This is a genomic window from Streptomyces scopuliridis (genome assembly GCF_042790125.1).
GTDB lineage: Bacteria > Actinomycetota > Actinomycetes > Streptomycetales > Streptomycetaceae > Streptomyces > Streptomyces scopuliridis_A.
Map to the genome: position 1 here is coordinate 93,607 of NZ_JBHTZS010000017.1, position 12,181 is coordinate 105,787.

12 protein-coding genes are annotated in these 12,181 nt (G+C 68.6%); 4 read left to right on the forward strand and 8 right to left on the reverse strand.

Annotated elements, in window-relative coordinates; translation table 11 throughout:
* Positions 1–57 precede the first annotated feature (57 nt).
* Positions 58–756 (forward strand): hypothetical protein, encoded by a 699-nt coding sequence (locus tag ACFRKB_RS24815; RefSeq protein WP_383108611.1) that lies wholly within the window; start codon positions 58–60, stop codon positions 754–756.
* A gap of 92 nt (positions 757–848) precedes the next feature.
* Here the strand turns inward: ACFRKB_RS24815 and ACFRKB_RS24820 are convergent, their stop codons facing one another.
* The 7 genes from ACFRKB_RS24820 to ACFRKB_RS24850 form a co-directional block, all read right to left on the reverse strand.
* Positions 849–1,268 (reverse strand): hypothetical protein, encoded by a 420-nt coding sequence (locus ACFRKB_RS24820; protein ID WP_383108612.1) that lies wholly within the window; start codon positions 1,266–1,268, stop codon positions 849–851.
* Positions 1,269–1,334: 66 nt separating this feature from the next.
* The gene (locus tag ACFRKB_RS24825) at positions 1,335–3,047 is read right to left on the reverse strand and encodes a relaxase/mobilization nuclease domain-containing protein (protein ID WP_383108613.1); all 1,713 of its coding nucleotides are present in this window, start codon (positions 3,045–3,047) and stop codon (positions 1,335–1,337) included.
* A complete protein-coding gene (locus ACFRKB_RS24830; protein ID WP_383108615.1) occupies positions 3,044–3,562 on the reverse strand; it encodes a MobC family plasmid mobilization relaxosome protein in 519 nt (172 codons plus the stop codon). The genes ACFRKB_RS24825 and ACFRKB_RS24830 overlap by 4 nt, the downstream gene beginning before the upstream one ends.
* A gap of 168 nt (positions 3,563–3,730) precedes the next feature.
* Positions 3,731–4,099: a hypothetical protein gene (locus tag ACFRKB_RS24835; RefSeq protein ID WP_383108616.1), complete on the reverse strand. Its 369-nt coding sequence runs from the start codon at positions 4,097–4,099 to the stop codon at positions 3,731–3,733.
* Between the two features lie 127 nt (positions 4,100–4,226).
* Positions 4,227–5,528: a hypothetical protein gene (locus ACFRKB_RS24840; protein WP_383108617.1), complete on the reverse strand. Its 1,302-nt coding sequence runs from the start codon at positions 5,526–5,528 to the stop codon at positions 4,227–4,229.
* An 84-nt stretch (positions 5,529–5,612) separates the two neighbouring features.
* Positions 5,613–6,308 (reverse strand): ATP-binding protein, encoded by a 696-nt coding sequence (locus ACFRKB_RS24845; RefSeq protein WP_383108674.1) that lies wholly within the window; start codon positions 6,306–6,308, stop codon positions 5,613–5,615.
* On the reverse strand, positions 6,305–7,228 hold the full coding sequence (locus ACFRKB_RS24850; RefSeq protein ID WP_383108618.1) for a hypothetical protein: 924 nt from the start codon (positions 7,226–7,228) through the stop codon (positions 6,305–6,307). Before ACFRKB_RS24850 ends, ACFRKB_RS24845 begins: the two co-directional genes overlap by 4 nt.
* A 487-nt stretch (positions 7,229–7,715) precedes the next feature.
* Between ACFRKB_RS24850 and ACFRKB_RS24855 the strand changes: the two genes are divergently transcribed.
* The 3 genes from ACFRKB_RS24855 to ACFRKB_RS24865 all read left to right on the forward strand — a co-directional run bounded on the left by ACFRKB_RS24855 (position 7,716) and on the right by ACFRKB_RS24865 (position 9,991).
* A complete protein-coding gene (locus tag ACFRKB_RS24855; protein ID WP_352148645.1) occupies positions 7,716–7,973 on the forward strand; it encodes a helix-turn-helix domain-containing protein in 258 nt (85 codons plus the stop codon).
* Positions 7,974–8,062: 89 nt separating this feature from the next.
* Positions 8,063–8,428 (forward strand): helix-turn-helix domain-containing protein, encoded by a 366-nt coding sequence (locus ACFRKB_RS24860; protein ID WP_383108620.1) that lies wholly within the window; start codon positions 8,063–8,065, stop codon positions 8,426–8,428.
* A 48-nt stretch (positions 8,429–8,476) separates the two neighbouring features.
* Positions 8,477–9,991, forward strand: a complete 1,515-nt coding sequence (locus ACFRKB_RS24865) for a LacI family DNA-binding transcriptional regulator (protein ID WP_383108621.1) — start codon at positions 8,477–8,479, stop codon at positions 9,989–9,991.
* A gap of 122 nt (positions 9,992–10,113) precedes the next feature.
* Here ACFRKB_RS24865 and ACFRKB_RS24870 read toward each other — a convergent pair whose 3' ends face one another.
* On the reverse strand, positions 10,114–12,162 hold the full coding sequence (locus ACFRKB_RS24870) for a hypothetical protein (RefSeq protein WP_383108622.1): 2,049 nt from the start codon (positions 12,160–12,162) through the stop codon (positions 10,114–10,116).
* Between the last annotated feature and the right edge of the window lie 19 nt (positions 12,163–12,181).

Consider the following 12,181-nt stretch of genomic DNA (forward strand, 5'->3'; position numbering starts at 1 on the left):
GCGCCCGGAGGACCGGCCTGGTCAACCTGTCCGCCTCGCAGACCACCAGGGGTTCGCATGCGCTTTCACACCACGACCGTCCTCAGCCTCGGCGCCCTTGCCATCCTTGCCCTGACCGGCTGTTCGACCGGCAACGCTGATTCCAGCGCCCCGTCGTCGTCGACGACCGTCTCGGCGCACCCGGACGGCGAGAGTGCTCCGGCGTCCGCTCCGCTTTCCTCGGCCGCACTGGCCAAGTGGCTCTTGGACGAGAACGATCTGGGCGAGGGCTACGCCCGCACGCCGCAGCGTGCCGCGCAGCACGACGACGCGACCGTGATCGGCTGTCCGGCGTTGGAGAAGCTCGGCAGCGAGGCAGCGATCGGCGGCAGCTTCGACTTCCCGCACAAGGCGAAGGCGTCCTTCACCTATGCGGGCGGCAGCGACTCCGAGGTGGCCGAGGAGCTGTACAGCGATGCCGAGGACAAGCTCTCGCGGAGCGTGGGCCGGATCTTTGACGCGATGACCTCGTGCCCCACCTACCAGGTCCTCACCGGCAGTACTTCCGTCACGGTCACGACTCAGAAGGTGACCGCGGCCCGGCTGGGCGACGAGCGGTGGAGTCAGCTGCTGACCTTCTCCGTCGGCGGGCGCAGCAGCATCGTCAAGGAGACGGCCGTCCGCACCGGGACGGTGGTGGTCGTCGTCTCCGGAAGTCCCGGACTTGTCGATACTCACGTGGCGAAGGCCGTTGACAAGGCGCAGCGCACACAGTGACCTCGGGTACGCGAAAGGGGGCCGGTGGCCGGGAAAGCATCCCGGCTACCGGCCCCCTTCTCATCTGGAAATGCGGGCGCTGCTGCTGTTGGTCAGAAGGCGTACGGGGTGAACGGACGGACAGGTTCGGCTGCGGCGTTGACCAGCCGCTGAAGCTCTGCCCGCTCGTCCAGGTTCATGATGTCGATGGCGTTGCCGAAGGATTTCTCGGGAAGCTGCTCCATGAACGGGGCGAGGAAGCGGTCCAGGGCCTCCGGGGCTTCGAGCCACGTCTGCAGGTACGCGTGATACCGGTCTATCTGCTCTCTCGCCTCTTCGACCTCGTCGGTGGTTGGTGCGAGGGCGGCGGCCTGTTCCTTCTTGGTGAAGGGGCCTCCATCGCGGTGGTGCCAGGCATTGGTGCCGAAGTGATATTTGAAGTACGCGCCGGCCAGTTGGGCGACTACGTGGCGGCGGGGTTCGTTGCGGGGAATGCGGGTGCTCCTTGTAGGCGGGTTGGTGCGGTGGGGCAACACGAAGGGCTCGGAGAATCCCCGGTTTCGGTAACCGGGGATGTGCGGCTGCGATCCGTCGCCCGCTTACCGGGACCGACCAGTGCGGGATGGCGGCGGCGTGTACGTGGCTGGGACCCCGGCGCCGGTCTGTGGGGCGGTCTGAGTGTGTGGACTGCGGGCCTGCGCGGCTCGTGCGCCAGGGCCGGGTACGTGTCGTTCGCCGAGGCGTTGGATGCGCCAGACGAGGACTTCGGATGCTGACTTGGCGTCGTCCATGGGGCGTTGTTGGGCAGCTTGGTGGAGGACCGTGGCCGGGTCGTGGCCGGCGGCCTCGGCGGTGGCGAGGGCTGCAGTGAGCGCGGGCCAGGCGGTTTCGGCGATGATCCGCTCGGCGTAGGAAGGCAGGACCTCGTGCAGGGTGCGGGCGTAGCGGTGGACTGTGCCGTCGGTGGGGCGGTGCCGGGCCACTGCGGCGAGACTGTTCGGGGCGATCTGGTCGTACGCAGCCTGGAGGTGGACGCGGGCTTGGCGGGCGGCGGCCACCTGCCGGTCGTGGTGGCGCAGTGCGCTGCGGCGCTGGGCGGCGACGACGACGAGGATGGCGACGTCCAGGAGCATGGCCAGGCCGGTGTGGTCTGCGGGCTGATAGCGCATGCCCTTCAAAGCGCCGCGCAGGGCGCGAGCCTGCTGGTGGTCGGCACGGGCGCGGGTGTGAGCGGCGTGTTCGAAGGCGAGCGCGGCCCGCTGGAGTTCGCCCCTGAGGTGGAGGGGTGCATGGGCGGGCAGGGCATAGAGGACTTCGCTGAAGACCGTCAGGTGAGCCTGGGCGATGTGGTCGTCGGCGTGGTCGAGGTGGTGGGGGATACGTTCTGCGGCCGCGGTGGCCTGGTGCCACGGACTGGGACGGCGACGCCCAGCCGTTGAGGCTGAGGGGATAGTGTGCGTTTCGGCCGCGGCCAGTCGCTGGCGGATCTGAGGGAGGGACAGGTCGGTCGCGAGGCTGGAGCCGGAGTACCAGATGGGCGGGCCGTCGTCGGGCAGGGCGACCTTGTAGCCCTGGAGGTCGCCGGAGGGCAGGGTTCGGGTTTCGACCTGGAGCCCGGCGTCGGCAAGCAGGTTGAAGAACTCGTCCAGGCTCGTCGCGTGGGAGAGCGCGGTGCGCACGGTGTGCCGCAGCCGCTCGCGCGCTGTCATGTCGCGGCCTTGCCGTTTGGCCTTCTCCTGTTCGGCGCGGGTGGGGCGCTTCGCGGCAGGGGTGCCGACGACGGCTTTCGGGCCGCGCGAAACCTGGGTAAGGCCGAAGTCCTTCTCGATCGCTGCGAGTTCGGTCATGGCGCGGTGGTAGTCGTTCCAGTTCCGCGGCGGGCGCAGATCACCGCGCACCTTGGTGGCGACGATGTGGATGTGGTCCTCCGCGTGACGCACGGCAACCCACCGGCAGCCGTCCGGATCGCCATCGGGTGCGATGCCGGTCGCGTGCAGCACGCGCCGGGCGATGGTGGCCCACTCGACGTCAGTGAGGATGCGGTCCTCGGGCGCGGCGCGGATCGAGCAGTGCCACACATGCCCCTCGGGTGCCTTGGCGCCGGCCTGCTTGACTCGCAGGTCCAGGGCCTTGGTGAGCTGGCCGAGTCGCTGCTTGTGGTCGGGGCTGTCGTACGGGCCGGGGTCAGGAATGAAGTTGTCCCAGGAGGCGACGATGTGCTGTTCGGTGTGTTCGTTGGCGTGGCCCTGGTCGAAGAGGTACGCCAGCACGCCGCGGGTGTGGTTGCCCGGCTTGACGATGTTCGCGATCACCTCAGGCCGCCCGCCTTCTGCCCGGCTGCCCGAAAGGCCGCGTCGTCGATCGCCCGGACCGTGTCGTGGGCGGTGGCGAGCAGGCGCTCCGCCCGCTGCAGGATCGCAGCGTCCACAGGGTGTGGATCGCCGCCCGAGTTGAGGCGGCGGGCGATCTGGTTGACGTTGTTGCCGATCCGGGCGATCTGCGCCCTCATAGCGGCGAACTCGTCGACCGCATCGTCGTAGACCGTGCGCTCGGCAGCGATGCTGATCTCACCACGGACGCGGGCCATGGTGGCGTCGGCAATGTAGCGGGCCATGGTCACGTGAGCGGTCTTCGCCGCCGACTGGATGTCGTGCTTCTCGTACGGTGCGAAGCGGGCGGTGACGTGCTCGGAGCGCTGGGCGTCGAGGTTCGCGCGACGGTGCGGCACGCGCTGCTTGGCCCCAGCGGCAGGGGCGGTCGGCTGTTCGCCAGCCCCCACCCGCTCCTGCTCCGGCACGCCCCCGTGCCGGAGCAGCTCCTCTGCCACCCCCGGGGCGGAGGAGTTCGCGATGGACCGGCCTATGGACGGTCCATCGCCATTGCTTGCTGCGCGTGTGACGGGAGTGGTGACCATCTGCTTTTGGGGGATGGGGAGTTCGGGGTACTGGTCGCGTATGACGGGATGTCCTTGTGTCGGGGTTGCGGGGGTGGTGGGTCAGGCGGCGTGCGGTTGCGTGTTGAGCTCGGCGAACTGCTCGGCTGCGAGGTTGAGCAGATCCACCAGGCGCCGCTCCGGGAGGCGAGCCGCGGAGGCCAGGACGCCGTCGATGCGCGGGTCGAGGGCGCTCACGGCATCCAGTCCGGCGGCGCGGGCGACAACCAGGCGCAGCTCGGCCTCCAGCCAAGTCCACTGCTCGATGGCGGGCACCGGGGTGTCGTCATCGATCTGGCCCAGGGGGCCGATCCTGAGTCGGCTCAGGTAGTGTCCGCCGGCAGAGAGGATGTCGGGAAGGCAGATCTCGTCCTGGGCCATCCATCGTCCGCGTTCCAGCAGAGTGAGGATGGCGCAGCGCAGCAGGGTCATCTCGTCGCGCCCAGGCGCGGTGCAGATGGGGCAGGACCAGTTGTGGCAGTCCCAGGCGGGCGTGGTCGAGCGGGGCATGGCGGAAGGGCCCTTTCAGCGATGTGTGGTTAGAGGTGCGGGGGAGAGTTCAGTGGGGGTGGCCGGTACGGGCTGAGTCCTGTTGCTCGGCCTTGACCGCGTTGACGATGCTCTGGGCAAGGTCGGTGCCGACCTGGTGGCCGTCGGCACGGACGGCTGCCTTGAGGGAGTCACGTGAGAGGCGACCCGTCTCGCCGTAGATGCGCTCCGCGTACGCGATGAGGGCATCCCGAGGCAGGTCGGGCTTGCGACCCGGGCGTATCGGCTCCGGCTTCTCGCCAGGCTCGGCACCCGCGTCTCTGCCTGTACTCACCTCCGCGGCTGCATCTGTAGCGGGTTGAGGGCGGCCGATGGATTCCGGGCGGTCCGACCGGTGTACGCTTTCGCCGCCCGGATTCGGTACGGCCTCCGGGCGCTCGGGCCTTGCCCGCTTCGCCGCAACAGTGCGGGGCTGGCTGACTCGGTCTCCGGGCGTCTCCCACCGTTCGGGCAGTGGGAGCGAGGCCAACCGTGTGGCCTGCTGTCGGGTCCCGAGCTTCCGCAGCAGCAGCTCGTCCTGGCGGAGATCACCGTCGACGTCGGCCCTCTCCAGCGCTTCGTGCAGGCGCCGAGTCGCACGCCGGCCACGGCGCTTGTTGCGCTTCGTCTCGGGCATCGCTTCGATGCGGAGGATCAACGTGACGGCCCGGCTCAGGGCGCGTTCGCGGATGAGTCGTGCGGCATCGGCGTCCTGGTCGTGGATGCCCAGGCGTGCCAGCAGTCGCTCGCGTGCCTGTCGGCCGAGGATCGCGAGCAGGCTGCGTGAGGCGGCCTCGGGGGTGTGGTGGCGTAGCTCGATTCCCATGGCCAAGTGCCAGAGGACTGCGGCCATGACCGGGCCGATCAGGGCGCGGACCGTGCCACCGACGGGACCGGACTCGGCGTACGCGGGGATGATCTGGCCTCCGGTGATCACCCATACCAGGACGCCAGGCGGTCCCGGCGTCTGCCTGGGGCCCTTCAGGTTCTGGCGCGCCATCAATGCCATCGCGAACAAGGCCAGTTCAGCGATGGCGAACATGAAGGCGCGCTCGACGGTGCTGCCCATGCCGAGGTAGTCGGCGGCGAAGCGCCAGCTGGTGTCCGCGCTGTAGGCGGTGCAGCCGATCGCGGCGACAGCGGCGACCCGGACGGCGGCGCTGCTACGCCGCTTTCCGTCGCCTAGCTTGCGGGCGCGTGGCCACAGCCATCGCGTGACCAGCGCGAGGGTGATGAGCAGGGTTGCGATGGCCGCAGGCACAGGGATCCAGTGCGGCAGGACGGGCATGCCGATGCTTTCGGCGCTGATGAGCGTGGTGGTGCCAGGTGTCATGCAGAGGCTCTCCATGGGGCCCGCGCGTTCGAGGGCAGGCGGAAGCGAGGGCGGGCGGGGCGGTGGGGAGGGAGCGCGTTCTCGTCAGGCGGCGGGTGCGGTGCGGCGTCGGTCGGGGCCGGTGAGGATGACCCGCTCGGTCATCTCGGCGAGACGGGAGGCGACGCGGTCGCCGAGCGCGATGCGCAGCTCGGCGGTCGGGAGGTTGGTGGTGATGAGGGTGGGGAGCATGTGCTCGTACCGGTGGTTGATCAGCCGGTAGGTCAGCTCCTCGGTCCACTCGCTGGTCTTGGCCGCGCCGAGGTCGTCCAGGAGCAGCAGCGGGCTGCGGGACAGCGTCTGGAGCTCGCGTTCGCCGTCGTGGCCGGCGCGGGGGCGGAGCCGCGCGTGGAGGTCGGCGGATGTGGTGGCCTCCCAGCGCAGGCGGACGCCTCGGGTGAGGAGGGCGCGTACGGCGCCGTATGCCTGGTAGGTCTTGCCGGTGCCGGTGGGGCCGGCGATCAGCAGCGAGGGGCCCTCGGCGATGCCGGGTCCGGTCGGGCCGGGTCGTCCGGCGCGGGCGATCTGGTCGGCCCAGGTGGTGATCTGGGGGTGGTCGGTCAGGGCGCGGCGGTAGCGGGCGGGGATGCGGGCGTCGGCGAGTTCCAGGGCGGTGACGGTCTCGGGCGCCGGCTCCTGGGTGGCAGCGGCGGGGTCGATGCCGCGGTTGGCGAGGATCGTGTTGAGCCGGTCGGCGAGCGGGCCGACGCGCTGGGGTGCGCGGGTGAGGGTGGCGGTCAGAGTTCATCTCCGTAGGCGGCGACGACGTCGGTGGGGTTCGTCCATGCCCGGTGGGCGGCGGGCGTGGCGGGAGAGGTGGCGTTCATGACCTCGTGGACGAGGCTGGGCAGGACGCTCGGGGACAGCCCCTTGGCCCTGTGGCGTTCGAGGGCGGCCCGGAGGTGGGCGGAGGCGATGCCCTCGTCGAGCAGCTTGCGCACCTGTCCGCCGAGATGGTTCAGGAAGGCGTCCGGCGGGCGGTGATTGCACGCCGCGATGTATTCGCCGAGGAGCTGCTTGGCCGAGACGGTGTCGGGCGCGTGGGCGCTTGCGCCCCCCGAAGGGATATCTCCTAGATCCATGGTCCTAGGTCCTAGATCCGGGCAGTGAGGGTTCACAGACGGCTCCGGGAGGACTCCATGAGTCCTCAGGGAGTCCTCCATGAATCCGTCCTGACCTGCGGTTTCGCATGCGGTACCCGGATTCGCTGCGGGCTCGCGCATTCCCCTTGTGTCCTCGCGGAGGGCTCCGTGAGACGGCAGTGAGGGCTCCGTGAATCCGGCCTCGGCTGGGCCCGGTGTGACTCCGGCCGGAACCTCGTGATGCGGGCATGCAGGGAGGCGGCTCTTGCTGGGCCGGTTGATCTTCTGATGGAGGCCCCAGGTGACGATGTGCAGGTACCGCTTGTGATCCGGCGCCTTGTAGCGGCAGATCAGCCCGGCGTCGGCGAGTTGGGCGAGGTCCGTCTCGACATCGGACGGGGTGTGCTCCGGGCGCAGGACCCACAACTGTCCGGCGATGATCGCGGCGTGGTCGCGGTGCCGGCCCTGGTCGTCGGCCTGGGTGAGCAGGCCGAGGAAGGTGCGCTCGGCGGTCAGGGAGACGGCGGCCAAGGACTCGGAGACGAAGGCTTCGGGCTTGATGGTGCGGATTCGTGCCAAGTGCGGGGCGGTCCTCACTCGGTGGCCTGTGCGTGGACAGCACGGCTCACCGTCGGCCGGGGCGGGATTCGAGCGGGGGACGTTGGCGCGGACGCGCGCCGGGAAGCGATTGCGTTTCCGGGGGTGTCGTCAACATAGCCACACCCCCGTCGCGCAAGTCCAGCCCTATCCGGCGCAATCTCTCACGGCAGAAAGGCTGCGAGAAATGGGGCTGGGTGGGGGGCGGGAGGAAAACCGTAAGGCACGATCCGCTGTTGACCAAATAGTTGCCCGGACCGCACAGCCAGAAGCATCACATCGGCAAGCCGTTGACGCGCCGCCGGCAGGGAAGCTACAACACAACACCCCACGTCAGATCCATGATCGACACCCCGCTCCAAGCCGTTCCCGGTCCCTCGGGAACCACTTCGCGGCGGACCGCGCGAGCGCAACATAGCCGACGATCGCCGGTTACCAAAACCGGCGATCGGACCTTTCAATTGGAGTCATGCCCCCACGCTCATTGGAAGTCGGACCCGCTGGAATACAGGCGGCCCGCACCATCGGAATCCTCCGCACCGAACGAGGCTTGTCACAACGGCAGTTGGCTGGCCGGGTGACCGCCCTCGGCCACCCGATGTCCAACACAATGCTGTCCCGCATCGAACGCGCCCAACGACGATGTGATGCCGACGACCTCGTCGTGATCGCCGAAGCCCTCCTCGTCTCGCCTCTCGCGCTGCTGCAGAGGCCGACCGCCACGTGACAAGGCCCGCCCAGCGCCGCTGACAGAGCACGCTCCCACCCAGTAAGGACCTGCCCTTCTTGCACCACTCCGACATATCCCCTGCCCTCGTGCGACGTCTTCCCGGCACCGAGGGCGGAGCCCCATTGCCCCGTCTCTACCGCCCCGAGGAAATCGCCGAAGCCCTCGGCTGTTCCGCCTGGTGGGTCAAGGACCGGGCCCGACGCGGACTCATCCCGCACACACGCGTCGGCCGCGCCTACCGCTTCACCGCCACACACCTCGCCGAGATCGTGCGCCTCCACGAAGAACGCCCGAGGCGATCCGTCAGCAGCGCGACGGCCAGTCCGGCAGCAACAAGACCTCCCACTCCACGAACGCGTGCCGCCCAGCCTCCTGGGCCGACTACGGCTCCGGCGACAGGGCGTCTGCGGGCCCGACCGCCGCGCCGTACCCAGTACGAGACCGTCGCGTAGCACGCCCGCGCCCAGTCACAAGCCGAGAGCAGGGGAGGAAGACGGAAGTTGGGTTTCGCGGAGAAGCGCGGAAACTACTGGCGCGGCCGGTACAAGACCGCGCCCAGCAAGCACCTCACGGTCGTCGACGACAACGGCAAGGCGATCCGGTTCGCCACCAAGGGCGAGGCCCAGCGCGCCGCGAGCGAGGCCGAGAACAAGTACCGGCGCGGCGACTGGCGCGACCCGGCACTCGGCCAGGAGACCTTCGGCGAGTACGCGAACCGCTGGTACGAGGCCCAGGACCTGGCCGCCTCCACCATGCAGAACTACAAGCGCCACATCGAGGAGCACCTGCTCCCCGACTTCGAGGACAAGGCGCTCGCCGGCATCTTGCGCACGGACGTCGACCTGTGGGAGAAGAAGGAGAAGGCCGTCTACGCGGCCTCCAGCGTCAAGACCTGGCGCTCGACGCTCCACCTGATCTTCGAGGACGCGATCGACGAGGGCCTGATCACGTTCAATCCGGCGGCCAAGCGACGCGGTCGCGGCAAGCGCGCCGGCCGCTCCCGCGACCGAGGCCCGGAGAAGGTCGTCACCGACCCCCTCGGCATCTTGCTTACCGCCGAACGAGCGGCCCTGCTCTCTGGCCGCGACGACGAGTTCGTCGCCGTCGTCCTCATGGGGTACACCGGCATGCGTTGGGGCGAAATCGTTGGCCTGGAGACGGAGTTCGCCCGGCCGGGCGCCGTCCGCGTCGAGTGGCAGCTGTACGAACTCGACACCGGCGAGCTGGTGCGCTGCCCACCCAAGGACGACAGCTACCGGACCATTGACGCGATGGACTGGCTGTCAGCCCTGGTCGCCAACCACATCGCCCGTACGAAGCCGAAACCCTGCCCGTGCCACGGCAAGACCTACGTCTTCCGGGGCCAAGGCGCGGCCCGCACCGGCGGCCATCTGGGCGCGAAGCTCGTCGACGTCGCGCGTCGTGCCGAAGTTTCCACGGGCACAGTGTCCAACGTCCTCAATCACCCCGACCGCGTCACCGAAGCCAAACGGGTGAAGGTGCAGCAGGCCATAGCGGACCTGAGGTTCGTGCGGGGCGGCGCGGTCCCGGAGCATGCTGCCCACTGGCGCCGAAACGGCTTCGCGACCTGGCTGTTCACGCCGGCAGTCTCCGGCTGGTACCCGAAGAAGGCACCACAGGAGGCTCGCCCGGTACCGCTACTCGGCGAGCCGTGGCCCGGCGTCCCAGCCCGAGGACGCGGCGCCAGCGGCCGAGCTGACGCCTGCTGGCTTCGGATCGCCAAGGGCCTCACACCCCACGGCCTTCGCCACACCCACCGGACCGTGATGGAGGACCTCGGCACCGAAAAGGTCCTCATGGACCAACGCATGGGCCACATCGACGGCTCGGTCTCAGCACGCTACGCCCACGTTACCCCCGGCATGCGCAAGCGCCTCATGCTCGGACTCACCGACCAGTGGGAGGCGGCGCTTGACGCCCGCCTGGTGATGTGCCCTACGTCACCGGTGCGTGTCCTCGACGCTCTGTTGCGGGCACGCGTCACAGCTTATTAGTCATAGGCTGCGTCGAGCTTCCCTGCGTATGGCACGCCCCACTACTGATGAATGAACCGGGGCGACAGCGGAGGGAGCCCTTCTCGGAGCTCCTGCGTTGTCGCCCTATCCGTTCGAGCGGTTCATTGGCGCTCGGCGACTCGTGACCAGTAGCTGATCTGCGAGTGGGCGTTCATGAGGTGGTTCAGGAGTTCGTTCGGCTTCGCCCATCCTTCCTTGTCGAGGAGCGATCCTCCCTGGGCTTCCTCAACGTTGGCGAGCTCCTCAACATTGAGGTTTATCTGCTCGATGTATTGGCCGATTTGGCTCTTCAGCCGTGTCGCTTTCATCCGAGGTGTCTCGTTGGGAGGTGTCACCGGCCGCGGCAGGGTCGTTCCCGTGGCGTAGACCTCGTATCGCAGCCATTCATCCTCGATCGGCATGGGCTTGCCTGCGGAGTCCTCGTGCCAGCTTCCGTACTCGTCACGGACGCCGCGCTGGAAGTCCCCGTTTTCCGTGACGCGTCGTGGTTGTGTTCCATCCCGTCCATCGATGATCGCTTGGGCCAACAACCGCAAGCCCTGCTCGTCGCGGAGCATCGCTTCTAGGATTTGCTGGGGGCCGCGCGTGTCGGCCCCGGTGTTGCCCATGGCTTCGCGTCGCAGCCCGCCCCAGGCTGTGAGGTGGTATTGGGCTACGGCCGCCAGCTCCAGCCGGTTGACCCACCGGCTGGGGACGGCATGAGAGCTGGAGGGGTTAGCACGCAGTTCCTCCAGAGCCGCCTTAAGAAGGTTCTCTGGCGACCGACTGGTGACCTTCCACTCTGCGGTCGCGTACCGCGTCAGCCGAGCACAACGTAGGTATGCGGCGCGCATCCGCTCCGCCCGCTGGCGCTCGGCGTCCTTGGCTTCCAGGGTGGTGGCGATGCTCCGGGTGGGCCGGAGTGCCAACTCCGCGATCACGTCCGTTCGTCGGCCGGGGCTGACGCTCTTCTTGGCGGTGACGTCGCGGATCCCTCGTTCGACGAGGTCCCGATGCTGCTCGCGAAGCAGGGCTGCGAGCACAAAGGCCGCCTGCTCGTCACGCTCGATGGGGAGTCCCTCGTCCTCGGCTTGCTGCGGGGTGAGAAGACCCGCGAGGTAGTCGTGGACGGGATCGTCGAGTACGTCGGCGCTGCGGAGCACGTCTAGGACCGCCTCGGCCATGGCCTCGAGCTTGCCCGTTTGGCTCCACGGCCGCGGAGGGTCGACGTGCAGCATGCCGACGAAGGCGTTGACGGCGCGCGCGTAGTCGTAGCCCCCCCTGGTAGGAGAGAAGCGGAGAAACACGCGGGCGGGCGTGATCAGCGCGTTGCGCTGTCGTATCAGTCGCCGACGAGCGGCGGGACGCAACGCGTCGGGGTCGGCCTCGCTAATTGCTCCGATGAAGCGTCGGTAGTCGTCACGGTCCGTGGGAAAGTGGTAGTGCGTCTGTGGGTCGGTGAGCCCCAAAAGGTCGTGGGCGTTAGTGATGCGGCTGGAACCGTCTGCTGTCCCCAGGAGGGGCATGCAGGGTTCGTCGTCGCGGTGTCGCAGCTCGAAGAAGACAACGTTCACTGGCATGGCGATGCCGCGTGCCGCGATGGACTCGCGCAGGTTGTTGTTCGCCAGGATGAACTCGCGTGCCCGCTCTGTCTCGTCCTGCACGTGGCTGACGTCCTCGCCCTCGATCCAGAGCGTGGTCGTCTCACCGGACGGGGACCGGGGTCCGGTGAGTGGTCCCGTATACCCCTCGGCGCCGGCCGCCGGGTACACCCGTCGTTCCATTGTCCGGTTGTTGGTAGGGAGTGGCACCAGGCCGGGGACGTAGAGGTCGAGGTCGATTGCCTCGATGACGCCTCCGGCGATGTTGACGCGAGTCGGACGCCTCAGCAATGCCCTCAGCTCACTGGGGTCGACAGCTGCGTGGGCTAGGGCGGTCGCGAACTCTGGAGGCAGTCCGGCCTCAGTGCCTGCTCTGGCGGCGCGGATTACCGCCGCCATCTTCGGCAACGTCGGCAGGTCGCTGTTGCCGAACCGCGACCAGATCATCGCGCTTTCTTGGTCTGTGCCCTCGTCTGCATCAAGTTCGTCGTCCACGGCGTCGAACTCTTCCACTTCATCGGTCATCGCCTCGTATTCGGTGGCGTCCTGACCTGTCACGTCGTCCTCCATGAGGGCTGATCGGCATAGG

Excerpts from the sequence above, each read along its gene's own strand:
- ACFRKB_RS24870 (WP_383108622.1), bottom strand. The coding sequence starts at position 12,162 with ATGGAGGACGACGTGACAGGTCAGGACGCCACCGAATACGAGGCGATG.
- ACFRKB_RS24840 (WP_383108617.1), bottom strand. The coding sequence starts at position 5,528 with ATGACACCTGGCACCACCACGCTCATCAGCGCCGAAAGCATCGGCATG.
- ACFRKB_RS24815 (WP_383108611.1), top strand. The coding sequence starts at position 58 with ATGCGCTTTCACACCACGACCGTCCTCAGCCTCGGCGCCCTTGCCATC.
- ACFRKB_RS24855 (WP_352148645.1), top strand. The coding sequence starts at position 7,716 with ATGCCCCCACGCTCATTGGAAGTCGGACCCGCTGGAATACAGGCGGCC.
- ACFRKB_RS24835 (WP_383108616.1), bottom strand. The coding sequence starts at position 4,099 with ATGACCCTGCTGCGCTGCGCCATCCTCACTCTGCTGGAACGCGGACGA.